24 protein-coding genes are annotated in these 23,695 nt (G+C 68.6%); 3 read left to right on the forward strand and 21 right to left on the reverse strand.

Going from position 1 to position 23,695, the window contains the following annotated elements; translation table 11 throughout:
• Window position 1 precedes the first annotated feature (1 nt).
• On the reverse strand, window positions 2–1,294 hold the full coding sequence (locus ACYVD7_RS11230) for an acetyl-CoA C-acetyltransferase (RefSeq protein WP_460763412.1): 1,293 nt from the start codon (window positions 1,292–1,294) through the stop codon (window positions 2–4).
• A gap of 134 nt (window positions 1,295–1,428) precedes the next feature.
• Here ACYVD7_RS11230 and ACYVD7_RS11235 point away from each other — a divergent pair, with 134 nt between their 5' ends.
• Window positions 1,429–2,349, forward strand: coding sequence for a hypothetical protein (locus tag ACYVD7_RS11235; RefSeq protein ID WP_460763415.1), 921 nt, complete (start codon window positions 1,429–1,431; stop codon window positions 2,347–2,349).
• Window positions 2,350–2,465: 116 nt separating this feature from the next.
• Here the strand turns inward: ACYVD7_RS11235 and ACYVD7_RS11240 are convergent, their stop codons facing one another.
• From ACYVD7_RS11240 to glnA, 9 genes are all read right to left on the reverse strand, one after another.
• Window positions 2,466–3,014, reverse strand: coding sequence for a superoxide dismutase family protein (locus tag ACYVD7_RS11240; protein WP_460763054.1), 549 nt, complete (start codon window positions 3,012–3,014; stop codon window positions 2,466–2,468).
• Window positions 3,015–3,132: 118 nt separating this feature from the next.
• The gene (locus ACYVD7_RS11245; RefSeq protein ID WP_460763057.1) at window positions 3,133–3,369 is read right to left on the reverse strand and encodes a hypothetical protein; all 237 of its coding nucleotides are present in this window, start codon (window positions 3,367–3,369) and stop codon (window positions 3,133–3,135) included.
• A 127-nt stretch (window positions 3,370–3,496) separates the two neighbouring features.
• The gene (gene ntrC, locus ACYVD7_RS11250; protein ID WP_460763060.1) at window positions 3,497–4,972 is read right to left on the reverse strand and encodes a nitrogen regulation protein NR(I); all 1,476 of its coding nucleotides are present in this window, start codon (window positions 4,970–4,972) and stop codon (window positions 3,497–3,499) included.
• On the reverse strand, window positions 4,969–6,057 hold the full coding sequence (locus tag ACYVD7_RS11255; RefSeq protein ID WP_460763062.1) for a two-component system sensor histidine kinase NtrB: 1,089 nt from the start codon (window positions 6,055–6,057) through the stop codon (window positions 4,969–4,971). The genes ntrC and ACYVD7_RS11255 overlap by 4 nt, the downstream gene beginning before the upstream one ends.
• A 59-nt stretch (window positions 6,058–6,116) precedes the next feature.
• Window positions 6,117–6,923, reverse strand: coding sequence for a M15 family metallopeptidase (locus tag ACYVD7_RS11260; protein ID WP_460763066.1), 807 nt, complete (start codon window positions 6,921–6,923; stop codon window positions 6,117–6,119).
• A gap of 137 nt (window positions 6,924–7,060) precedes the next feature.
• Window positions 7,061–8,464, reverse strand: coding sequence for an ammonium transporter (locus tag ACYVD7_RS11265; protein WP_460763418.1), 1,404 nt, complete (start codon window positions 8,462–8,464; stop codon window positions 7,061–7,063).
• A 93-nt stretch (window positions 8,465–8,557) separates the two neighbouring features.
• Entirely contained in the window at window positions 8,558–8,896 is a 339-nt protein-coding gene (locus ACYVD7_RS11270) for a P-II family nitrogen regulator (RefSeq protein ID WP_460763068.1), read from the reverse strand.
• A gap of 87 nt (window positions 8,897–8,983) precedes the next feature.
• Window positions 8,984–9,748 (reverse strand): TorF family putative porin, encoded by a 765-nt coding sequence (locus tag ACYVD7_RS11275; protein WP_460763071.1) that lies wholly within the window; start codon window positions 9,746–9,748, stop codon window positions 8,984–8,986.
• A gap of 482 nt (window positions 9,749–10,230) precedes the next feature.
• Complete coding sequence (glnA, locus tag ACYVD7_RS11280; protein ID WP_460763074.1) at window positions 10,231–11,640, reverse strand: type I glutamate--ammonia ligase; 1,410 nt, start codon at window positions 11,638–11,640, stop codon at window positions 10,231–10,233.
• A gap of 284 nt (window positions 11,641–11,924) precedes the next feature.
• Here glnA and ACYVD7_RS11285 point away from each other — a divergent pair, with 284 nt between their 5' ends.
• Window positions 11,925–12,749: an undecaprenyl-diphosphate phosphatase gene (locus ACYVD7_RS11285; RefSeq protein WP_460763076.1), complete on the forward strand. Its 825-nt coding sequence runs from the start codon at window positions 11,925–11,927 to the stop codon at window positions 12,747–12,749.
• Between the two features lie 79 nt (window positions 12,750–12,828).
• Window positions 12,829–13,311, forward strand: coding sequence for an META domain-containing protein (locus ACYVD7_RS11290; RefSeq protein WP_460763079.1), 483 nt, complete (start codon window positions 12,829–12,831; stop codon window positions 13,309–13,311).
• Window positions 13,312–13,464: 153 nt separating this feature from the next.
• Here ACYVD7_RS11290 and ACYVD7_RS11295 read toward each other — a convergent pair whose 3' ends face one another.
• The 11 genes from ACYVD7_RS11295 to ACYVD7_RS11345 form a co-directional block, all read right to left on the reverse strand.
• Window positions 13,465–14,076, reverse strand: coding sequence for a YbhB/YbcL family Raf kinase inhibitor-like protein (locus tag ACYVD7_RS11295; protein WP_460763082.1), 612 nt, complete (start codon window positions 14,074–14,076; stop codon window positions 13,465–13,467).
• Window positions 14,077–14,196: 120 nt separating this feature from the next.
• Window positions 14,197–16,278, reverse strand: coding sequence for a tetratricopeptide repeat protein (locus tag ACYVD7_RS11300; protein ID WP_460763085.1), 2,082 nt, complete (start codon window positions 16,276–16,278; stop codon window positions 14,197–14,199).
• A gap of 93 nt (window positions 16,279–16,371) precedes the next feature.
• On the reverse strand, window positions 16,372–17,352 hold the full coding sequence (locus ACYVD7_RS11305; protein ID WP_460763421.1) for a YheT family hydrolase: 981 nt from the start codon (window positions 17,350–17,352) through the stop codon (window positions 16,372–16,374).
• A gap of 8 nt (window positions 17,353–17,360) precedes the next feature.
• Window positions 17,361–17,573: a hypothetical protein gene (locus tag ACYVD7_RS11310; protein ID WP_460763087.1), complete on the reverse strand. Its 213-nt coding sequence runs from the start codon at window positions 17,571–17,573 to the stop codon at window positions 17,361–17,363.
• A 19-nt stretch (window positions 17,574–17,592) separates the two neighbouring features.
• Window positions 17,593–18,396 carry a lysophospholipid acyltransferase family protein gene (locus tag ACYVD7_RS11315; protein WP_460763090.1) on the reverse strand — a complete coding sequence of 268 codons (804 nt, stop codon included), beginning with the start codon at window positions 18,394–18,396 and terminating at the stop codon, window positions 17,593–17,595.
• A 287-nt stretch (window positions 18,397–18,683) separates the two neighbouring features.
• Window positions 18,684–19,157, reverse strand: a complete 474-nt coding sequence (locus ACYVD7_RS11320; RefSeq protein ID WP_460763093.1) for a hotdog fold thioesterase — start codon at window positions 19,155–19,157, stop codon at window positions 18,684–18,686.
• A gap of 106 nt (window positions 19,158–19,263) precedes the next feature.
• A complete protein-coding gene (locus ACYVD7_RS11325) occupies window positions 19,264–19,458 on the reverse strand; it encodes a hypothetical protein (protein WP_460763095.1) in 195 nt (64 codons plus the stop codon).
• A 289-nt stretch (window positions 19,459–19,747) separates the two neighbouring features.
• Entirely contained in the window at window positions 19,748–21,721 is a 1,974-nt protein-coding gene (locus ACYVD7_RS11330; RefSeq protein ID WP_460763098.1) for a phospholipase D family protein, read from the reverse strand.
• Window positions 21,718–22,266, reverse strand: coding sequence for a YceI family protein (locus tag ACYVD7_RS11335; RefSeq protein WP_460763424.1), 549 nt, complete (start codon window positions 22,264–22,266; stop codon window positions 21,718–21,720). Before ACYVD7_RS11335 ends, ACYVD7_RS11330 begins: the two co-directional genes overlap by 4 nt.
• Before the next feature lie 129 nt (window positions 22,267–22,395).
• Window positions 22,396–22,872 (reverse strand): SixA phosphatase family protein, encoded by a 477-nt coding sequence (locus ACYVD7_RS11340; protein WP_460763101.1) that lies wholly within the window; start codon window positions 22,870–22,872, stop codon window positions 22,396–22,398.
• Window positions 22,873–22,971: 99 nt separating this feature from the next.
• Entirely contained in the window at window positions 22,972–23,616 is a 645-nt protein-coding gene (locus ACYVD7_RS11345) for a nucleotide-binding protein (RefSeq protein ID WP_460763103.1), read from the reverse strand.
• Window positions 23,617–23,695: the final 79 nt, after the last annotated feature.

Genomic DNA, 23,695 nt, shown 5'->3' on the forward strand with positions numbered 1-23,695 from the left:
CTCAACGCTCGAGGATAGCCACCACGCCCATGCCGCCGGCGGTGCAGATCGAGATCAGCGCTCGGCCGCCGCCGCGTTCCTTCAGCTGCTTGGCCGCGGTCGCAACAATGCGCGCGCCGGTCGCGGCGAACGGATGCCCCGCGGCGAGCGAGGAACCCACCGGATTGATCTTCGCCGGATCGATGCGGCCCAGCGGCGCGGACAGGCCAAGCCGGTTCCTGCAGTAGTCCTCGCTTTCCCAGGCGCGCAGCGTGCACAGCACCTGCGCGGCGAAGGCTTCGTGGATCTCGTAGATGTCGAAGTCCTGCAGGGTCAGGCTATTGCGCGCCAGCATCTCCGGCACCGCCACGGTGGGCGCCATCAGCAGGCCTTCGCCATGGACGAAATCGACCGCGGCGACGTGCGCGTCGCGCAGGTGGCACAGCACTTCGTGGCCGTTCTTCGCCGCCCACTCCTCCGACGCCAGCAGGCAGGCGGACGCACCATCGGTCAGCGGGGTGGAATTGGCGGCCGTAAGCGTGCCGCGGCCGGAGGTCTTGTCGAACGCCGGCTTCAGCGAGGCGAGTTTCTCCAGCGTCGAGTCCGCGCGCAGGATGTTGTCGCGCGACACGCCGCGGAAGCTGACCACCAGGTCGTCGAAGAAACCGCGCTCGTAGGCGGCGGCGAGCTTCCTGTGCGAGGACAGCGCCCACTCGTCCTGCGAGTCGCGCGAGATGTTCCACTCCTTCGCCATGTCCTCGCAGTGCTCGCCCATCGACTTGCCGGTGCGCGGCTCGGCCACGCCCGGGAAATCGGGCTTGAGTTCGCGGAAGGAGAAACCCTTGAACGCGCGCAGCTTGTCCTGCGTGGTCTTGCCCATCGCTGCGTTGAGCAGGCGTCGGCGCAGCGTCTTGCCGTAGACGATCGGCACGTCGGAGGTGGTGTCCGAACCGCCGCCGATGCCGGCTTCGATCTGCCCGTTTGCGATCTTGTTGGCGACGGCGACGATCGTGTCCAGCGAGGTGCCGCACGCGCGCTGCATCGTGATGCCCGGGGTCAGCGGCGACAGGCCGGAGGAGAGCGCGGCTTCGCGGCCGAGGTTCCAGTCGCTGGAATGCTTGATCACCGCGCCCATGGCGACTTCGCCCAGCTGCTGGCCGTGCAGCCCGAACCGCTCGACCAGCGCCCCGAGCGTACGCACCGACATGCCCAGGTTGCCGACGTCCGCGTAAGCGGTGTTCTGGCGGCAGAATGGAATACGGACGCCGCCGAGCACGGCAACGGGACGGACTGGACGCATCGGGACACCTCGAATGGGGGACGGACCGCGCGGGCGGGCCACCGGAAAACTGCTTCCCGCCCGCCATACCCATGCGGACGGTGATAATGAGCGAGTGTAGCGCCGCATTCCGGTGCGAGAAACCCACAAAGGACCGCGTCTTGACCACGATTCCCGCCACCGCCGACGCCACGCCGCATGAACCACTGCACGTGCTGGGTGCGTTGGCGCTGGAGCTGCGTGGGGACGCGCCGGTCGCGCGCGCCAGCCTGACCCGCGACGAGGCCGCCGCGCTGGTCGAAGGCATCGCCCGCGACCTGGCCGGCTTCGCCCCGGACGCGGCGCAGTTGCAACTGGTCACGGTCGGCGCGCATTACGACCCGGTGGAACTGCTGCGTCCGGGCTGGGCGCTGCATCGCGAACTCGACCAGCTCGCCGCGCGTGCGCCCGGCGACGCCAGCGGCCGCGTGATCGCCTTCGGCGCGCACGACGGCCAGCTGCCCGGTGCGCTGGCGCCGTCAGCGGATTATTTCGGCGGGCCGCTGCGGCTGGTGCCGTTCCTGCTCAGCGGCGCGGCGACTGGCGACGACGCGGCGCGGGTGTCGCGCGTCGGTGACGCCTTCGAGACCGAACTGATCGAACGCGGCATGGCCGGCGCGGCCACCGCATTGGCGGCGCAGCAGGCCTTCGGGCTGGTGGTCGAACACGCGCGCTACCTCACCGCCCACGACCTGGCCGCGATGACCGCGCTGCAGTACGAACACGCGGGCCTGGGAGCCTTGTGGCCGCTGCTGGAAACCGCGCTGCTCGACCCGCAGGGCGAAGCATGGCTGGACGCGCTGCCCGAGCCGCTGGTGCACTACGTCGACGGCGAAGCGCGGATCGCGATGCTCGAACCGCGGGCGTGGAAGGCGCGTTACGCCGCCGAGGCGTCGTGCGACACACCCGAATGCCGCGAACGACTGGAACGCCAGCACCAGCACTTCCAGGCGCGGCAACGGCAGATCGCCGCGGTGCTGGGCGCGCACGGGGTGGCGGTGACGTTCGTGCATTGCGGAAACGACGAAGCCGACGCGCGCGACGCACTGTAGGGCGGGCCTTGGCCCGCCATCCGTTGCATGGACTGCTCCACGTCTCGCGAAATGACTTCCCCGATTGAGAGCGCTCGCGATGGCGGGCCAAGGCCCGCCCTACGAGCTTTGTCCCGCTACTTCGCCCTGATCACGCCGCACGCCACACGCGCCCCGGCATTGCCCGCAGGCTGGCTGTGATAATCATCGGCCACCGCGTGCACGACGATGGCGCGGCCGATCACGTCGGTCGATGCATCGCCGCCGAGGGTCACGCCAAACGCCTGTACATCCACGTGGGCGACGCCATCGCCACTGGCGATGATGTTGTCCATGTCGCCGCCGTGGTGCGGGCCGCTGTCCGCCTTGCCGTGCGGCTGCGCCCGCGGATTGAAGTGACCGCCCGCACTGGTCGCGTCCACCGCCGAGCAATCGCCCTTCTCGTGGATGTGGATGGCATGGGTACCGATCGGCAGGCTGCCGAGCTCACCGGTCACGCGCACGCCGGTCGGCGTCGGTACCAGCGCCAGCTTGCCGCTGACCAGGCTGCCCGAGGCAGGTGTCACAAGTACGCTAGCGGACGCCACGGTCGACACCACCGGCCCGCTCGATCGCGTAGGCGCCGATCCGCAGGCGCTCAACGCCAGGGTCGTGCCGGCAATTCCGGCTAGCAAGACGGTTCTCATGGTGGACCTCCAGATGTCACGGGACGATGTCGCGAATGAGGCACATGGGGCGCCTTCGAAGCGATGGAATCAAGTGCCGGGCGCGTTGCAGCGTGACGCAGCAAGGGGAAAGGTGGCGTCAAGCAGCCGGTGTGGAATGCGCGCTCGGCGTCTGCGCCAGGGAGGGTCTGAATACGTCAAATGTCGTCCCGAGCGCGGCGATGGAGCTGCTGTTTTCGCCGCGGAAAACAGATCCCTCGCTGCGCTCGGGATGACAGTGCAAGACTTTGTTCAGAGGTTCCCTGGTCACGAAGGAAGGGTGACTGCTGCCGTCATCCCCAAGCGCGAAGCGATTTGCAGCAGCGAGGTCGGTCATCAAAACGTCCCGCCGATGAGCAACAGCGTCCCTGGATGATCGGCTTCGCCGTTGTGAAGCGCTTCCGCCTCACGCGGGGATGACGATCAAGGGCGAGTCATCCAGACGCCCGCCATCGCACCGGCATTCACTTCCGTCCGCGTCCCGGCCCGAGCTTGCGGGTGAGCGTGTTGCGACCCAGCCCCAGCAATGCGGCGGCCTGCGAACGACGTCCGCCGGTGTGTTCCAGCGCGGCTTCGAACAGGGCGTGGTCGAAGCGCTCGCGCGCGAGCGCATGCAGGTCTTCGTGCCCGGCGGCGAATTGCGCGCGCGCCCACGCTGCCAGCTGCGCATCCCATGCCCCGGCATCCGCGGGCGTTGCGGCGGCGGTCGGTGGCGTCATCACCGTGTCGAGGTCGCCCGCGCCGATGAGGTCGCCCGGCGCCAGTGCGGCCAGTCGCCAACACAGGTTTTCCAGTTCGCGGACGTTGCCGGGCCAATCGTGGCCGAGCAGGCGTTCGACCGCATCGCGGCGCAGGCGCTTGACCGGTGCGTCGAACCGGCGCGCGGCCGATGCGAGGAAACGCTCGGCCAGCTTCGGCACGTCCTCGCGGCGCTCGCGCAACGGCGGCAGGCGCAGGCGGACAACGTCGAGCCGGTGCAGCAGGTCGGCGCGGAAACGGCCGTCGCGCACCTGCGCTTCCAGGTCCTGGTGGGTGGCGGCGATCACGCGCACGTCGACGCGGATAAGTTCACGCCCACCGACGCGGAAGAACTCGCCTTCGGCCAGTACGCGCAGCAACCGCGTCTGCAGCGGCAACGGCATGTCGCCGATCTCGTCGAGAAACAGGGTGCCGCCGCTGGCCTGCTCGAAGCGGCCGGGATGGCGTCGCGTGGCACCGGTGAAGGCGCCGGCTTCGTGGCCGAACAGCTCGCTCTCCAGCAGCTCGGCGGGAATGGCGGCGGTGTTGAGCGCGACGAAGGGTTTCGCAGCGCGAGGCGATTCCCGATGCAGGGCGCGCGCGACCAGCTCCTTGCCGGTGCCGGTTTCGCCGGTGATCAGCACCGACAGCGGCGCTTGCGCGAGGCGGCCGATCGCGCGGAACAACGCACGCATCGCGGGCGTGTCGCCAATCAGCTGGGCCGACGCGGGGAGATCCGATGCGGTGGGATCCGTGACCGCTGGCGCCGCCTGGTCAGGCGCGGACCCGGAACCCATACCCACACTTCCCTGTGCGGGCAATGAATCAATACGCAAAGGCAGGGCGCGACCGGCCAGCGCCACCGCGTCGTCCAGGTCGAAGGGCTTGGACATGAACTCGTGCGCGCCACCACGGAAGGCGCCGGCGGTGCTGGCGACATCGGTATAGGCGCTCATCACGATCACCGGCAGCGCGGGATGGGACGCCTTGAGCTTCTCGAGCAGCACCAGGCCGTCGTCGCCGGGCATGCGCACGTCGGTGAACAGGAGTGCGGGCGCTTCCCGCGTGCGCAGCGCGGCCAACGCGTCGGCGGCGCTCTCGAAGGCGTCGACGGCATACCCGGCATCGCGCAGCGCGGTGGCGAGCACGAAGCGGACGGCGCGGTCGTCATCGACGATCCAGATGCGGGCGTCAGGCGTCATTCGTGGCTGCCTTCATCGTCGGTGCCTTCTTCGCGGACGGCTTCGCCGCGGTTGTTCTCGATCGCCATCGGCAGCAGCAGCGTGAATACGGTGTGCCCGGGCCGCGAGCGATACGACAGCGAACCGCGGTGCTCGCGCGCCACCGTCTGCGCGAGCGCCAGGCCCAGCCCCGAACCCTCGGCGCGCCCGGTCACCAGTGGCATGAACACGCGCTCGGCCAATTCTTCAGGCACGCCGCGGCCGTCGTCGATGATTTCCAAACGCAGCGCGAGCGAATGCGGGTCGTCGCCGATGCGCGCGCCATGTTCGGCGCGGGTACGCAGGGTGACGTTGACCGCGCCGGCTTCGATCGCGTTGCGCACCAGGTTCCATGCTGCCTGGGTCAGGCGGTCGGCGTCGCCGGTCACGTCGGGCAGGCTGGGGTCGTAGTCGCGTGCGAGTTTCACCGCCCAGCCGGCGTCGGCTTCGGCCAGGCGCAGCACGCGTTCGAGCACGGCGTGGATGTTGAGCGGCTCGTGCGGGCGTGCCGGCGTGGGCGAGAGCAGGCGGTCGATCAGCGCGGTCAGGCGCGCGACTTCGGCATCGATCAGCTCGACCAGTTCACGCGAGTCTTCGCCCTCGGCGGTGCTGGCATCGATCCGCCTGGCCAGCAGTTGCGCCGCACCCTTCAGCCCCGCGAGCGGATTGCGCAGCTCGTGCGCCATGCCCTTGAGCGCGGCGGCAAGCGCGGACGGCAGCGCCAGTGCCGGGTCTTCGCCGGGAAATTCGTCGACCGGATGAGCCTCCACCAGCCAGCCGCCGCCCCAGCGGGTCAGGGTGAGATCAGCGAAACGCACTTCGCCTTGCCCCGGGAAAGCCACGGCCAGGTGGCGCAAGCGGACGGCGTCGCGATCGGACCCCGACAGCACGCCGGCCAGCACGCGGCCGCCGGCCTCGAGCGAAGCCAGCGGCAATCCCGGCAGGCGACGGATGCTGACGCCCAGCCAGTGCGCAAACGCCGGATTGCTCCCGGACACGGCGCCCGCGGCGTCGGTCCACGCCAGGGGGGTGGCCAAGGCGTCCAGATCGGGCGGAGGAAGTGGCATTGCACCATCTTAGTGCAATGCGTGGGACTGGCCGGCGCCGATCGCCCGAAGCCGGGTCGCTAGAGACGCGCCGCCTGGATGTGCATCCAGTCGTAGTTGCGGGTGCGGCCCAGCGACACCCAGCCCTCGTCCTCCCAGATCTTCCAGAAGGCGTCGCAGTCCGGGCGCGCCAGGCGTGCGGTATCGCGGGTGGAATGCAGGCCGTTGCGGTCCGGATCGAAATCGATGGCGATGCCCCACGAGTGCATGGACCAGCTCTCGCCGCCGCGCATCCGCCGGACATTCAGGCAGCCACCAAACAGGTCCAGGCCGAGCTCGCGCCGGCGTGTCGCGCTGTAATTCCTCTCGATTGCACCGAAGCAGCGCAGGGCCGAGGCATGCGCCTTGCGATGGATGGAGAAGCCGTTCACGACGTAGGAAGTGTCCCAGGCCAGGCGCATCGGGAACGGGAGTTGCAGGCGCACCTGGTTCACGCCCTTGGGCCCATAGAACGCCTCGATGTCGCGCTGGCGCGGCCAGGTCGTCGGCGCGGTCGCCGGCTCGGCTGTCGCCGGTTCGATGTCGCGTTCCGGGATCCGCGCCTGTCCGCCACCGTCGAGCCGATCGGCATACACCGCGAACGCGTGGCGGGTCTGCGGTCCATCCAGGCCATCGATCGCGCCGACTTCGATCTGGTCGTGGCGACACACGAGCTGCTTCGCGGCCAGAACCCGGCGCGCCTTTGACCATCCGGGCGGCACCGGCACCCGACCGTTGTTGAGGAAACCGGCTATCGCGTCGAGGGTGGCCCGGTCGACGGTGCCGGAAAGGGGACCCCGATAGAAGTCGAAGCCCTGCAAGCGGCGCTGCAGCTCGCGATCGTCCATGACGTCCCGCTCCTTCGTGTTGGCCTAATCCATCCAACGCGCCGGATCGGGCAGCCCGGTCGCCTGCAACCGGACTGCCCGACGAACGGTGCCCGGCGACCGGCCCGACCGGGCCGGCCACGCGGACGCCGCGCCGCTCAGTTCTCGTACGCGGTTTCGCCATGCGAGGAGATGTCGAGGCCTTCGCGCTCGGATTCCTCGTTGACGCGCAGGCCGACGGTGTACTTCACGATCAGGAAGGCCACCAGCGCGACGCTGCCCGACAACGCCACCGTCACCAGCACGCCCTGCGCCTGGATCCACAGCTGCGCCGCGATGTCGTAATCCGGCAGCGCGGTTTCGGTGACGTAATCCCAGATGCCGGCGCCGCCGAGTTTCGGCGAAGCGAACACGCCGGTCAGCAGCGCGCCAAGAATGCCGCCGAGGCCGTGCACACCGAACACATCCAGTGCGTCGTCCGCGCCGAGCAATCGCTTCAACCCGCTCACGCCCCACAGGCACACCACGCCGGCGAGCGCACCGATGACCAACGCACCGCACAGACCGACGAAGCCGGCGGCTGGCGTGATCGCGACCAGGCCCGCGACCGCCCCCGAGGCCGCACCGAGCATCGACGGCTTACCCTTGCCGATCCATTCCACCGTGGTCCAGCCCAGCACCGCGGCGGCGGTCGCGAGGAACGTGTTGACGAAGGCCTGCGCGGCCACCGCATTGGCTTCCAGCGCGGAGCCGGCGTTGAAGCCGAACCAGCCGAACCACAGGATCGAGGCACCCACCATCGTCTGCGTCAGGTTGTGCGGCTTGATCGCCTCGCGGCCGTAGCCCACGCGCTTGCCGATGACGTAGGCGCCGACCAGGCCGGCGACAGCCGCGTTGATGTGCACCACGGTACCGCCGGCGAAATCCAGCGCGCCCTTGGCGAACAGATAACCCGATTGCGCCAGCACGCCCGGCACCGCGTCATTGCTGGTGAACGCATCCGGGCCCGGGAAGAACCACACCATGTGCGCCATCGGCGCATAGGCGAAGGTGAACCACAGCACGGTGAACACCAGCACGCCGGCGAACTTCACCCGTTCCGCGAACGCACCGACGATCAGTGCGCAGGTGATGCACGCGAACGCGCCCTGGAACACGAAGAACACCAGTTCCGGGATGTAGACGCCCTTGGTGAACGTCGCCGCCATCGCGCTGGCGGTGAGCCCGTTCGCGAACAACCGGTCCCAGCCGCCGATGAACGCGTTGCCGCCGGTGAACGCCAGCGAATAGCCGTACAGCACCCACAACACCGCCACCAGCGAGAACACCAGCAGGCACTGCATCAGCACCGACAGCACGTTCTTGCCGCGCACCAGGCCGCCATAGAACAGCGCCAGTCCCGGCAAGGTCATGAAGATGACCAGCGCCGAGCACACCAGCAACCAGGCGATGTCGCCCTTGTTCGCCACCGGTGCGGGCGCGGCTTCCTGCGCGAATGCGGCCAGCGGCGCTAATCCTGCCGCGACCCCGGCCGCGATGCCCAGCGCGCATCGGCGCAGCATCGTCCTGATGCGCGTCGTCGTGTTGTTATCCATCATTTTCCCGCGTTCGCGGGGTTCGATCGTCATCGTATGCATGTCGAATCTCGCTTGGGGTCAGAGGGCGTCGTCATCGAGCTCGCCGGTGCGGATGCGCACCGTGCGTTCGAGTGCCTGTACGAAGATCTTGCCGTCGCCGACCTTGCCGGTCCGCGCGGCGTTGGCGACCGCCTCCAGCGCCGCTTCCAGCGCGGCTTCCGTGACCGCGCATTCCACCTTGAGCTTGGGCAGGAAATCGACGACGTACTCGGCGCCGCGGTACAGCTCGGTATGTCCCTTCTGTCGACCGAAGCCCTTGACCTCGGTGACAGTGATGCCCGATACGCCGACGTCGGTGAGTGCTTCGCGCACCTCGTCGAGCTTGAACGGACGGATGATCGCGGTGATCAGTTTCATCGATCGGCTCCCATGGTTTTGCTGTTGCGTGGTTTTGCTGTGCGTGATTGCGTGAACGCGTGATTGGAGCGTGTGCAGGGAAACCGCTCAGAACGTTTTCGTGATCGTCAGCAGCACCGTCTCGCCGGCCAGCTTGTTGCCGTAGGCGTTGGTGTAGAACGGCTGGTCGGCGTCGGTGTCGGAGTACGCCAGCGCCGCGGAGAAACCGTTGTCGAAGCCCTTGGTCACGCCCACCTTCCATTCGGCGTATTCGGCGACGTCGTTGTTCTCGACCCACTGCTTTCCGCCATGGACGTTGAGCGTCCAGGTGGGCACGAATTCCCAGTTGGCGTTGAGGTCCAGGTAGCCGCTGCCGTCGGAGGCGGCGTAGCCGAACAGGTCGGTGACGGCGTAGGAGTACTTCGCACCCAGCGTGGTGTGGGCGAACGGGCCCGCGGTGACGCCGACGTAGAGCTCGGCGGTGTCGGCGCTGTTGAAGCCGGAGGGGAAATCGCCGGGATACGCGTAGTAGATCGCGCCGACGTCGAAGGCAACCTTGTCACTGAACTTGCCGCGATAGCCGCCGTAGACATCGAGCTCAAGACTGCTCGACACCGGAATGCCGGCGGCGGTGAGATCGGACAGCCAGCTGATGTTGCTGCCCCAGGTGCCGACGTACAGGCCGCTGTCGGCCGCGTATTCCAGGCCCGCCTGCAACGCGGGTTCCTGGTTGGTTTGCGAGACGCCACGGAAGACGTAATCGCTGGCGAGCGTCACCGAACCGGACGTGCCAGCGTTCGCCTCACTCGTGGCAACGAGGAAGAGCAGGGTCACGGCGATGGTCGTCGTCAGCGCTTTGGCGGCGCGGGTCATGACGACGGGCACTGCAGGCACGACAGTGGAAGCGGATGCTGCGGCTACGGTGGAACGGGCAACTGCGTAGTAACGATGCGACATGACTCAAGGCCTCTCATGGTTGGTGGCCCCTCCCCGGTCAATGGCTTCGTGGTGCGTGTTGCGTGCTTCCCTTCGGTAGCGCTCCGGATACCTGGCCTACGCAGTCCAGGCGCGCGACTGCCCGTGCGCCCTCGCGGGCGCCACAGTCGTTCCTGGTTACTGCGGGAGTGTTGCGACGTCGTGTTGCAGGTGTCGCTTCGCCCGTGCGCGGTGCGCCGGGACGGGGCCTTCAGCCGCCTTGTCGTGCTGTTGTTGTTGGAGACGTCAACAACAAGGCAATTCGCGCCGGTGGCGCTCGTGCTGCGGGCCCGGAACACGCCCCATGGCGCGGGCCACGGGGCGTTTGCTGCGCGCTCCCGCGACGCATGCGCGGGGAGCGTGTTGACGACTGCAGGCGGTTAGATCGTGTAGTACAGCTGGTATTCCAGCGGGTGGGTCGCGGCGCGGAACGCGGTGACTTCCTTCATCTTCAGCGCGATGTAGCCATCGATGAAGTCGTCGGTGAACACGCCACCGGCCTTGAGGAAGTCGCGGTCCTTGTCCAGCGCTTCCAGCGCCTGGTCCAGCGAGTGGCACACGGTCGGGATGCCCTTCTCTTCTTCCGGCGGCAGGTCGTACAGGTCCTTGTCGCTCGGTGCGCCCGGGTCGATCTGGTTCTTGATGCCGTCCAGGCCGGCCATCATCAGCGCGGCGAAGATCAGGTAGCCGGTGTTCATCGGATCGGGGAAGCGGATCTCGATGCGGCGCGCCTTCGGGTTGGCGACGTACGGAATGCGGCACGACGCCGAACGGTTGCTCGCCGAGTAGGCCAGCATCACCGGCGCTTCGTAACCCGGCACCAGGCGCTTGTAGCTGTTGGTGGTCGAGTTGGCGAACGCATTGATCGCGCGGGCGTGCTTGAAGATGCCGCCGATGTACCACAGCGCCATCTGCGACAGGCCGCCGTAGCCGTCGCCGGAGAACAGGTTGACGCCGCCCTTGGCGAGCGACTGGTGCACGTGCATGCCGCTGCCGTTGTCGCCGACGATGGGCTTGGGCATGAACGTCGCGGTCTTGCCGTTGCGGTGGGCGACGTTCTTGATGATGTACTTCATCGTCAGCAGGTCGTCGGCCTTCTTGGTCAGCGAGCTGAACTTGGTGCCGATCTCGCACTGGCCGGCATTGGCGACTTCGTGGTGGTGCACTTCGACTTCGATGCCGACCTGTTCCAGCGTCTTGCACATCTCGGCGCGGATGTCGTGCAGCGAGTCCAGCGGGGCGACCGGGAAGTAACCGCCCTTCACCATCGGACGGTAGCCGGTGTTGCGGCCGTCGTAGTCGCGACCGGAGTTCCAATGCGCTTCTTCGGAATCGACGTGGAAGAAGGTGTGGCCCATTTCATTGGCGAAACGGACGCTGTCGAAGATGAAGAATTCCGGTTCCGGACCGAAGAACGCCTGGTCGGCGATGCCGGTGGACTTCAGGTAGGCCTCGGCGCGCTTGGCGACGCCGCGCGGATCGCGCGAGTAGGCCTGCATGGTCGCCGGGTCGAGGATGTCGCAGGTCAGCACCAGGGTCGGATCGGCGGTGAACGGATCCAGGAACGCGGTCGACGGGTCGGGCAGCAGCACCATGTCGGACTCGTTGATGCCCTTCCAGCCGGAGATCGACGAACCGTCGAACATCTTGCCGTCTTCGAACAGCCCCGGCTCGATGATCGACTTGGGGAAGGTCACGTGGTGCTGCACGCCGCGCATGTCGGCGAAGCGCAGGTCGACGAATTCGACCTTGTGGTCCTTGATGAGTTTTTCGATGTTCTCGATCGACATGGCGGCTCCGGGAGGTGTGGATGGCGAAGGTTTGAAGCGGGACGAAGTCTGTTACGCAAGCGGCGTGCCAACGTTTTTGCGCCCCTAACCAATTGATTCAATTGGAGTAGAGTGGCTTGGCAATCGCAAACTGCACCATTTTGCGTCGCACGCAACCGTGGCGCACCTGAATGGTGCATCTGGTCGCGATTGCGGCCGGCCGCTACCCTTGCCGCTTGCGTCAGGTCCGGCGGTGCAGCTTGCGCCGGTTCCCGTGACACCGACATCCCTCCTGAGCCCGCTTCATGACCGACCCCGCTCTCGTCGACCTGCTTGCCGCCCTGCTGCTGGGCATCATCGAAGGCATCACCGAGTTCCTGCCGATCTCCAGCACTGGGCACCTGCTGATCGCCGAGCGCTGGCTCGGGCAGCGCAGCGACCTGTTCAACGTCGCCATCCAGGCCGGCGCGATCCTCGCGGTGGTGGTGGTCTACCGGCAGCGGCTGTGGCAGCTGGCAACGGGCTTTTTCAGCGATCACGCGAGCCGCGACTACGCCGGCAAGCTCGCGGTCGCGTTTGGCGTCACCGCGGTGCTGGGCGTGATCGTGAAGAAGCTCGGCTTCCAGCTGCCCGACACGGTCGACCCGGTGGCTTGGGCGCTGATCGTCGGCGCGGTGTGGATGGTCGGCGCCGAACACTTCGCCGCCAAGCGCGCGGCCGTGTTGGGCGAACGCGAGGCGATCACGTGGACGGTCGCCCTGCTGGTCGGTCTGGCGCAGGTGGTTGCGGGCGTGTTCCCGGGGACGTCGCGCTCGGCCGCGACGATCTTCGTCGCCCTCCTCGCCGGCACCACCAGCCGCGCGGCGGCGACGGAATTCGCGTTCCTGGTCGGCATCCCGACGATGTTCGCCGCCACCGCGTACGAACTGCTGGAAATGGCGGGCGACCCGCAGGCCGCGCCGGAGGACTGGGCGGTGCTGGGCGTGGCGTTCGTCGCGTCGGCGCTGACTGCGTTCGTCGCGGTGAAATGGCTGCTGCACTACATCCGCAGCCATCGGTTCACCGCCTTCGCGGTGTATCGCGTCGCGGTGGGCGTGGCGCTGCTGTTGCTGGTGCCCAACGGCGGCTGACGGTTCCGCGTCGCCGTGCCTTCATCGCCGCGGCGCGCGCTTGCGGCTATCGTCGCGACAAAACCACGGAGCCATGACGATGCTGATGCCCCGACTGACTGCCGCCTTCGCCACTGCGCTGCTGGTGGCGTGCACCACCGCATCCGGCAGCGGCGAAGCCACGCCCGGCGGCGACGCGACTGGCGCGCCGACGCACGCGGCGCGTCCCACGCTGGAAGGGCAGGCCTGGTCGCTGGTGCGCGCCAGCGATCGCAACGGCCAGGGCATCGCAGCGCTGCAACCGTTACCGGCGCGGCCGTTGCGGGTGGAATTCGCCGGCGGCCGCATCGCCATCGGTGGCGGCTGCAACCGCATCAGCGGTGGCTACGCGCAGCAAGGCGACTCGCTGCAGGTTTCGGCGCTGATGCAGACGAAGATGGCGTGCATGGATTCGCGGCTTATGAAACTGGACGACGCCATCTCGCAGCGCCTGCAGGGCGCGCTGCGCATGACCGGCGATGGCGCGTCGCTGCAGCTGCTGACCGCAGACGGCGAACGACTGGAATTCGCGGCGGCGCCGTAGCGTCACGCGACCGCGGTGCACGCGCCGCGTGGCGCATCATCGTTTCCCTGACGCTGGCATCAGCGAAGAATCGCTCGCCTGGCTCAGCTGCAGGCGGATGAAATGGCCGGGCGCGGCCTGTCTGGAGTGCGCCGAAGGTTCAGCGTTGCCTGCTCAACCCACCACCGCGGGATTGAGCGAATAGGTCCCGTGGATCGTCGCCTCGCCAAGCACGTGGCCGTGCATCGCACGCAGCGCGTCGGCGGCGGTGAAGCGCGCGGGCACGGCGAGCGTGGCGACGTCGAGCGCGAACAGGCGGAAGAAGTAACGGTGCAGGCGCAAGTCGTGCGGCGGCGGGAACGGGCCGTCGTAACCAAGCCAGTCGCCACCCATGTCGGCGTCGCCGGCGAACCAGCCGGTGTAGTCGTTCAGTCCCTGGCGACTACCGGCCGGTCCGGCGGGCTGCGCCTTGCCATGCGGCACGACGCCATCGCTGCAGCTGCCCGCCGCAATCTCGCGCACGTCGGCGGGAATGTCGACCATGGCCCAGTGGGTGAAATCGGTGCGCGGCTGATCGGCGGGAATCTGCGCGCCGCTGGCATCGGTGGGCACGTCCGGATCGATGCACAGCAAGGCGAAGGAACGCGTGCCGGCGGGCACGTCATCCCACGCCAGGTGCGGATTGCGGTTGGCGGCAAAACCGAAGCCGTCGCCGCTGGGCTGGCCGGCGGCGAATTGCGCGGGAATACGCTGGCGGTGTTCGAAGCTGTCGCTGCGGATCTTCATGCTCGTCCCCGGCTCCCTGCGTGATCAGGCCCTGGCGGACGCCACGCGGCATGCGTGTGGCGTCCGGATTTTCGTGCACCGCGACCGCGGCGACCCGTTGCGAAGCGGGTCGGCGCGACCTCAGTTTTCCGGATAGCCCAGGCGCACCGCCACCGGCGTGAGCAGCGCGAAGGCTTCCGCCAGCGGCTGCGCGAACGTGCGCCAGTGGCCTGCACCGAAGCGCTGCGTGCCGAATGCGTTGGCCGGCGCCGGCGGCAGCTCCAGGCCCAGGGTCGTGTTCACCATCTGCGCCAATGCCTGCGGATTGCGCTCGATGTCGTCCAGCGGGATCAGCGCGTTCTGCAGTTGCTTGCCTTCGTACAGGTCGGCGATCTGTCCCAGCATCTGCGCCATCCAGGTCGCGCCGGCGAGCGGCGATTCCAGTGCGAACGGCGTCGCCGCGCCCCAGGCCAGCCAGTCGAGCAGCATGTCGCGCGGGTCGCGCAGGCCGACCATCAGCAGCGCCTCGGGCAGGTGCGGACGCAGCGCCTGCAGCAGGGCGTTATCCCACCACAGCAGCCAGTCGAAGACCGGACCGCCGGTGTTGCCGCGTGCCGGCAGTGCCGCGCGCCACTGGCTGACCATGAAGCCGCCGTCGAGCGTGCCGTCGCGCAGTTCCTGCGCGGTGCCGTAGCGCTGCAACGGATCGCGCGGCGGTTGGGCGCTGGTGCGATCGACGAACAGCGGCGCACCGCCGGCGGACAGGGTGGCGGCGATGGCTTCCACGCGCGAACCCGGCGGACCCCACAGCAGCAGCACGCCCGGGGTGCCTTCGGGGACGTCGGCCAGCGGCGGCAATTCGACATCGGTCGGCGGCACGCTCAACGGCGGCAGCGGCAGGCGCTCGGCGACGACTTCGGCCTGTAGCTCCACCCAGGTGGCGACCGCGGCGACTGGATCGCCAGCCAGGTCCTGGCAGCGGCCCAGCAGCTGGCGGGTGGCGCGGCGCAACGAGATGTCGTTGGTCTTGGCCAGCATGCCTTCGACATGGACGACGGCTTCCTTGGGGTCGCGGCGCAGCAGGATGTCGACGATGCGCAGCTCGGCCGAGCTGCGGCCCGGATCCAGCGCGGCCACCTGGTAGGCGATCGCGTCGGCCAGTTCGGTTTCGCCCTTCTGGTCGTGGATGGTGGCGCGGGCTTCAAGCGCGGGGATGTGGTCGGGCATCGCCTTCAACCAGCGCTCCACCACGTCGGTCGCGCCATCGCCGGCGAAGGGTTCGAACAGCAGGCGCGCGCGCCACAGCGCGTTGCTGGTCGGGCGCTGGGCGAGCGCCGATTCCAGCGCCGTGCGCGCACCGTCGATGTCGTTGCCGTAGCGCCAGGCGTCGACCAGGCCTTCCAGCGTCGGGAGGTCATCGGGATCGCGCTCGAACGCCGCCAGCAACGGCGGCAGGGCGCGCTCCGGGCGGCCGGCCTCGATTTCCAGCCGGGCGTAGGTGCGGCGCAGGCCGGGCGTGGCTTCTTCACTGCGCACCAGCGTGGCCAGGCTGTCGGCGGCTTCACCGGGACGGCCCTGGCGGCGCATCAGGTCGGCGACCAGCGTGCGCAACGGCAGCGAGTCCGGGTTGCGGTCGAGCAGGCTGCGGAAGGTCTGCTCGGCGAAGGCGAAATGCCCGTTCATCAGGTAGGCGAAACCCAGCGCCGGGCGCAGGCTGACGTCGCCGGGTGCGCGCTGGGCGGCATCGGTGAGGATCTTCAGCGCCACGTCGTGTTGGCCGCGGTACAGGGCGACCATGCCGTCGATGCCGGCGATCTGCGGGTGGTTGGGGGCCAGGCGCGATGCGGTACGGGCCAGGCGGTTGGCTTCCTCCAGGTCGCCACGGCCGAGCGCCAGCTGGCCCTGCAGGATGTAGGCGGGGAACTGGTTCGGGTCCAGGCCCAGGGTGCGGGCGAGCGAGGCCTGCACTTCGTCGAGCTGGGCCGGGTCGCCCATCAGCAGGTTGGCGCGCTCCAGGTGCAGGCCGGCATCGTCGGGCGAGAGCGCCAGGGCGCTGTCGATGGTCGCCAGGGCGGCGCTGCTGTCGCCGGACATGCGCTGCGCGGCGGCGAGCAGGCGCTGGGCGTCGGCGTCCTGGGGCTGTTCGGCGACGGCCGCGCGGGCGGCGGTCAGGGCTTCGGCGGCGGCGCCACGGCGCAGCGCATCCTGGATGTTCTCGTACATGGGTGGGGTGCTTCGGGGAAAACGCCGATTGTAGCTGTGGCGACGGGCTCATTCCGGGCGCCGGGCGGGGATTCGTGAAAGCGCCCGACCAGGTCAACCCTGCAGCTGGTCGGCCACCCACCGTTCGGCGAAGCCCTCCAGCCGACGGTTCTCCAGGAAACCGCAGTGGCCGCCCCACGGCGCGATTTCCAGTCGGGCGCCGGCGGGCAGCTGCAGCTGGCGGAAGCCTTCGACCGGGATCACCGGGTCGTCGGCGGCGGTCAGCACGCTCACCGGCACCTGCAGCCCGGACAGGCGGTCGCCGGCGATGCAGTAGCCGTCGAAGTAGTTGTCGAGGGTGCCGAAATCGGTGTGCCGTTCCACCATCCACCGGGTCAGCGGACGCATCCGCAAGCCGAGCACGTCGTCGTCGAAGGCGTGCAGCTGCGGGAACAGTTCGCGCTTGCGCGCCAGCGAGCTGCGCCACTTGTGCTCGAAGTACCACAGGTACAGCGGCAGCCCCTGCTCCATCGATTCCATCGTGCGGGCCGGGTCCAGCACCGGGCACACCGCGGCGACGCGGGCGATCTCCAGTCCCGCCGCCGGCGCACGCAGCGCCAGCCGCAGCGCGAAGTTGCCGCCCAGCGAATAACCCGCCACCACCAGCGGTCGCTGCGCGAAGCGCTGGGCGACGTCGCGGGCCGCGTGCACGACTTCGTCGATGCGATTGGAGTGGAACAGGCCTTCGTTGAGGTGGTGCGTGTCCCCATGGTCGCGGAAGTTGAGGCGGAACACCTCGAACCCGCGGCGCAGCAGCTGCGCGGCCGTCAGGCGCATGTAGCTGGAATCGACGCTGCCTTCCCAGCCGTGCAGCAACAACGCCAGGCCGCGCGACGCCGTGCCGGGAACCGCGCTGTGTAGGCCCTGCAGGCGCACGCCGTCACCGCCGTCGATCAGGTGCGCGGTTGTGACCGCACCGCACTGCGCCAGCGACCACTCGCCGCGACGTCGCCGCCAGGGACTGCTGCTCAGCACCGACTGCACGTGCGCGTTGCGCAGCCAGCGAGGCGGTTGGTAGTCGGCGGCGGTGAGCATGGGGGAGGTCACGGAAACCAGGCCAGGAACGGATGGACGGGAAGCAGGGAAACAGAAAAACACATCACCCCACGCGAAACGAGGAATCTGTCATTGCTTTTGCAAATCGGCATTTGCAAATCGACGGCCAGTCCGTCGTCGCGCCCGGAATGACAAGTCATGTGAATATCGGTCGGCGTTGGCGAATCCGAAACCATCCACGCCGCGCGGCGTAGCGCCACGCGCGGCGATGCTGCGCGCCTACACCGTCATCGCTTCGACAATGCGGCTGCGCGCCAGTTCGGCGATGCGGCGCCGGCCTTCGGCTTCGCCCGGCGCGATCGGTTCCAGGAAATGCACTTCGGCCACGCCCGCCGGCTCACCAAGCAGGCGTACGAAGTTGCCGAAGAAACTCTCGCGCGGCGCGAACGCGACCACGTGCTGGGCGCTGCCGCCTTCGCCATAGCGCAGCGCCACCGGCTGCACCGGCACGCCGGCCTCGACCGCGGCCAGGAAGATGCGCGCGTGGAACGGGCCGATTTCGCGTCCGCCACGGGTGCCGCCTTCGGGGAACACGCCGACGCTGCGGCCGTTGCGCAGCCGCGACAGCATTTCATGCAGCACGCCGCCGAGCGATTCGGTGCTGCCGCGGGCATGGAAGATGGTCTCGCCGCGCTGCGCCAGCCAACCGACGACCGGCCAGCTCTGGATCTCGCGCTTGGCGACGAAACCCATCATGCGCTGGCTGTGCAGGGTCTCGATGTCGATCCAGCTGACGTGGTTGGCGACGAACAGCGTCGCGCCCGGCAGCGGCGTGCCGACGCGGCGCAGGCGGAAGCCGAACACGTGCAGCAGCCCGGCCGACCACGCGCGGATCACCCGGTGTTCCAGGCGTTCGCCACCGATGCGCAGGTTGGCGGTGAGCGGCGTGGTCAGGAGCATCGCCAGCGGCAGGTGCACCAGCACGTGCCAGGCCAGCATCGGGACGCGGTAGGAATAGCGGAAAGCGCGCGCCAGACGCGCCCCGGGCGCGTTGGCGCCGGAAGTGGGGGGCGGCGCAGTCATGGGGTGGCACGATACCGGCCCACGACCATATTTGCATGCGAAAGCACTGATGCCGCGCCGGCGGCCGACCCACCATGGAACGCACTTGCGGCATCTGCTGATGCCGCGTCGGCGGCCGGCATACGCAAAAACGCGAGCGTGGCCGCACCACGCTCCGCACGGCTGCGTACGTTCCGCAGCGATCGCGGCACTGTTGGCGAAGCGCTCGGGGAGTCGCGCTCAGGCTGTCGCGCGGATGTGGCGAAAGCGCCGTTCCCTGGCATTGCCGGCCGCCGGCGCGGCATCAATCATTTCGATGCCTTGGCTGAGTCGAGGGCCGGATCGAGAGACACCACGGCCAACGTCAACCGCGAGATGCACACCAGCCGGCCCGCTTCGTCTTCGATGCGGATTTCCCACACCTGCGTGCTCGCGCCGACATGCAGCGGTCGCGCGGTGCCGGTGACGATGCCATTGCGCACGCCGCGCAGGTGGTTGGCGTTGATCTCGATACCGACCACGCCCCTGCCTTCCGGCGCGGCCAGGCCGCCGGCCGTGCTGCCCAGGGTTTCGGCCAGCAGCACCGAAGCGCCGCCGTGGAGCAGGCCGTAGGGCTGCTTGGTGCGCGCATCGACGGGCATGGTGCCGCGCAGGTAGTCGGCGCCGACTTCGGTGAAGGCGATGCCCAACGGAATCATCGCCGTGTCCTTCGACAGGGCGTTCAGGTCATCGAGCGTGGTGTTGCCGCGGAACAGCGGCCGGGAGGCACGGGGACTGGTCATGGGCGGCACCTTAGCCGCCATCCGGCCTTACCGGCCAGCGCGCAACGTCAGGGGAGGGACCGTTGTCGCGCTGGCCGGGGCCTTGCCCATGCGAGAGAGAGTCGTCTTACGCGCAGCGGAAGTACGGCTGGACCCAGTTGTCGGTGTAACGGCGGTTGCTCGCGTAGCCGCTGCTGTTGCCGTAACCGACGCCGAAGTCGCGTTCGCGGTGCAGATGGCGGACCGGGGCTTCGTTGGGGATGGTGGGGGCCGGCTTGGTAGTCGTGGTCGGGCGGGGTTCGAAAGTGCGGACGACGTTCATGGTTGTTTCCTCTCTGCTTGGGCGGGTGTGCCTTGGTGTGTTGGTAAAGTACAACACCGCACCTACCAATCACCTGTGCCGGAAGTCACCCAACCCGTGGCCTACGGCCCGCCGGCGATGGGAATCTGGCGCAACACCCTGATTCAGATGCTTTTTCCGGCCTAAGGGTTGCCATGACCTATGGCAAGCGTCACCCGTTCGGGGGATGCCTGGTCGTGGTTGGAGGCCAATTCGGTGGCTTGCGCCCGGCGTTTTTCACGGGCTGTGGCCGGTTTCGGGGGTCAGCAGCTCACAGGATCGGCGCCAGTCCCGCGCCGAACGCGGTAAAGATCCGCGTCGTGAGCAACTTCAGGCCGATGTTGACCTCGGGGAAATCGCCCACCGGCTTGTAGCAGGCACGGAAGCGCGGCGCGTTGCGCGCCAACGGGAACGGACATTCCGGGCCGGGCACGAACTCATAGCTGGTCGCGTAGCGCCGCGGCCAGAAATCGAACACCGGCATGTGCTCGGAGATCTTCCCGATCGAATATTCGAGACCCGGGAACAGCAGCGGCCGGTCGCGTGGTGCGATCGCCCACGCGTTGTCGGGCTGCATGTCGTTGCGGATGCTCGCCGCCAGCGCGCGGGCGAAGGCGGGATCGTCGATCACCACCGCGCTCTCGGTATTGAAGTAATCGGCGCGCGGATCGAAGTTGTGCGTGCCGACCACGCCGATGCGTTCGTCGATCACGATCGACTTTGCGTGCAGGCCGATGCGCACGCCGGCGCGCTTGAGCGGCACCGGTTCGTTGGCGCGTTTCAGGGTGTAGCGCTTGGCGCCGTATTCACTGGCCAGCGGCGCGCGACGCAGGTTGCGCCCTTCGTCGGCGCGGTAGTCGCCACGACCCGATTGCGGCGAGGGCAGCGGCAAGGTTTCGCCCGAGCCGCCGGACGCGCGCGGTCGCGTCGCACCGTCATCGAGCAGGTCCGGCAGCTCCGCTCCGGTCGCGGCGATATCGATCGGCATCGCGGTCGGGAAAGGCTTGGTCTCGAAGATGTCGAAGCCGAATTCGCGCAGGTAGCGGCGCTTGTACTTGTACGACAACGCGTAGGCGATGAAGGCGTCGGTCGCCGCCAGCGAATTGGTCGATACGCGCACGCGCGGCCGCGGCGAACGCGCGTGCATGCGCCGGAACATGTCCTGCGCCGGATCGGACATCACCAGGTAGGGCGTCTGCAGCAACACTTCGGTCTGCGCCGATTCGATCAGCGCGCGCAGCAAGTCCGAGGCCCACCGCTGTTCGCGCCCGGCGCGCCGCTGCTTGACCGGGGTGTCGGTGATGTAGCGCACGTCGCCCACTTCCAGCGCGTGTGACGCCAGCCGGGATTGCACCAGTGCGGTGTCGGCGGCGTCGTTGCGCATCGCGTCCGCGCGCTGCGGTCGCTGGAACACGGGCGCCGGCAACGCCGGCACGCCCGCGTCGGTGATGCGGCGGGCAACATCGCGCAGGTGCTCGACGGGCACGCTGCGCGCATCGTTCCAGAACGTCTCGAACGCCGTTTCCATCGTGCCCGCCGCGGGACCGGCGACGACGAGGTCGCGGTCGCGGAAGTTGAACTGCGGATCCCAGTCGTAATAGTCGTCCTGGTAGTTGCGCCCGCCGGTGATGCCGACGATGTCGTCCACCAGCAGCATCTTCGAATGCATGCGCTGGTTGAGCGTGCGCCAGCAACAGGCGGCTGCCACCGCGTACGCCGGATAGCTGATGCGCGCGCGATGCAGCACCGGGTTGTAGATGCGCATCTCCAGGTTGGCGTGCACGCCAGCGATCGCGGCCAGGGTGTCCACGCGCCGCAGCGCGGAGAGCTGGTCCAGCAGCAGGCGCACGCGCACGCCGCGGCGGGCCGCCTTGATGAGTTCGTCCAGCACCAGCAGGCCGGCGTCGTCCTCGTCGTAGATGTAGGTCTGCAGGTCGATCGACGCCTGCGCACCGCGGATCAGGTCCAGCCGCGCGAGCATGGCGTCGGGACCACGATCGATGATCACCACGTTGTGGCGCGGCGCCTCCGGCGTGGATTCCGCCAGCGCGCGCGTGCCCAGGTCGCGCAGCGGCGACGGCTTCGCGCAATGGTCGGGCGTGGTGCAGTCCAGCGTGGTCGGGCGGGCGGCCGTGACGATCTGCGACACCCGTTCGCGCTGCGTCGCAGTCAAGCCGGCACAGGCCGACAACGACAGCAGCAACCACGCGAGCACCAGTCGGGCCACGCGTTGCAGCCCCGTCACGGTGCGACCTCGCGCAGGCGCACGCGCAGGTTGAACGTCACCTCGTCGGCCAGCGCCCAGCGCCAGGTTTCCAGACCGTAGTCGACGCGGCTGATGCGGCCTATGGCAACGACATCGCAATCGCGCGCCGGGCGTTCGCACGCGCTGGGTGCGAGCATGAAGGTCTCGCTGCGACTGACCCCGCGCAGGTTGAGCGTGCCGCGCAGCGGTCCGCCGGCGCGGACCAGCTCGCCGGCATAGGGATCGGACACGAACTCCAGCCACGGGTGGTGCGCGGCATCGAGGAACCGCTCGCTGCGCGCGAAGCGCGTGTACCGCTGCGAGTCGCGCATCTCTACCGCGCCAGTGGCCAGGCGGATGCGGACCTGATGACGGCCATCGGCCAGGACCAGGACTTCGCCTTCGTAGCGTGGGAAGTCGCCGGGCAAGTGCTGGCCCCAGCGCGTGTGCAGCTCGAAACCGAACCGGCTATGCGCCGGATCCAGCGATTGCGCCTGTGCGCCAGCCGCCAGCAGGCCCGGCAGCAATACGCACAGCCACGGCATGCGACGCACGCGTGCCAGCCGGGAAACCGCCCCGCCTGTCCCGCTGTCGTTGGCCTTGCCGGTTGTCGTGCCACTCGTGGTGGCGGGTTTAGCAGTTGCCCGAATCACAGCTATCCAGAATCTACAAAATCACGGCCACCAGAACGCGCTGAGCTGGGCAATGCCGGGTTCCAGCGCCGTGCCCGCGGGCAGGGTGAGTACAGCGATGCCGCCCGGCGGCATGCCGCGATAGTCGCCGGACTGGCCACTGTGGAGCAGCGCGGCGAGTTGCTCGAAACCGGGGTTGTGGCCGACCAGCAACAGCCGTTCGCTCTGGTTGTGGGTGTCGGCCAGCGCGATCAGGGTACCGGGTGTCGCTTCGTAGATCGACGGCTCAATGCGCTGGTCGACGTAGCCGATCGCGCCGAGCACGGCTTCCAGCGTCTCGCGCGTGCGCCGCGAGGGCGAGCACAGCACGGTGTCGGGAACCAGCCGGTTCTGCGCCAGCCAGCGGCCGGCGGCCTCGGCTTCGGCCAGGCCTTCGGCGGACAGGGGGCGGTCAAGGTCGGCCTGGCCCGGGGCGGCCGGTTCGGCGTGGGCGTGGCGGAGCAGGATCAGTTCGCGCATGGGCAGGCCGAGAGGAAGGGATTGGGGAACAGGGAACAGGGAAGCGGCGCGAAGGTCAACAGCGGCGTTGTGACAGGCGATGGGCCCATTCCCCGGGCGCTACTTCTTCAGCCACTTCAGCAATGACGCCCAGTCGGCCTGGTGCTCGCGCACCTGCGCGGAGTGGTAGTCGAAGATGCTCTTGCCCAGCGCCGTGGTGACCACGTAGCCCTGGCTGTCGCGCACCTGCGCCACCAGCGGATAGGGCCATTGCCCGAGCAGGTCCAGCGCCTGCTGCGAGACGTTGGTCCACGGCTTGAGCTTGTTGCCGACCAGGCCCACGCGCAGCTCGCCCTTGCGCACCCGCGGGTGCCCGGCGAGCGTGTCCAGGAAAGGCACGGTCGCCTCGATGTCGAGCGTCGAGGGCACCACCGGCACCACCACTGCATCGACGACGTCGAGAAAGGATTCCAGCTCGTCCGCCATCGCGCCGGCGGCGCCGTCGATGACCAGGCGCTGGGTGTCGTCGGGGACGTGCTTGCGCCAGCCCTTGCGGCGCGTGCCATCGAGGGCGAGCACCGCGCTGTCGACCCCGGCGCGCCCGTCGAGGGCACGCTTCTGCGCCCAGCGCGTCGACGATGCCTGCGGATCGGCGTCCACCAGCGCGGTGCGCAGGCCGTCAATCGCGCTGTGCGCGGCGAGATGGGTCGCGATCGTGGTCTTGCCTGCGCCGCCCTTGGAACTGGCCACCAACACGGTCTTCATGCACACCCCCGGTCGAAGGAAGCCTGAGGGTAACCGGAAATCGCGTCGGGTCGCAGGTGGGGGCGGGGCGGGCCCGATC

Source organism: Lysobacter fragariae, from assembly GCF_054779775.1.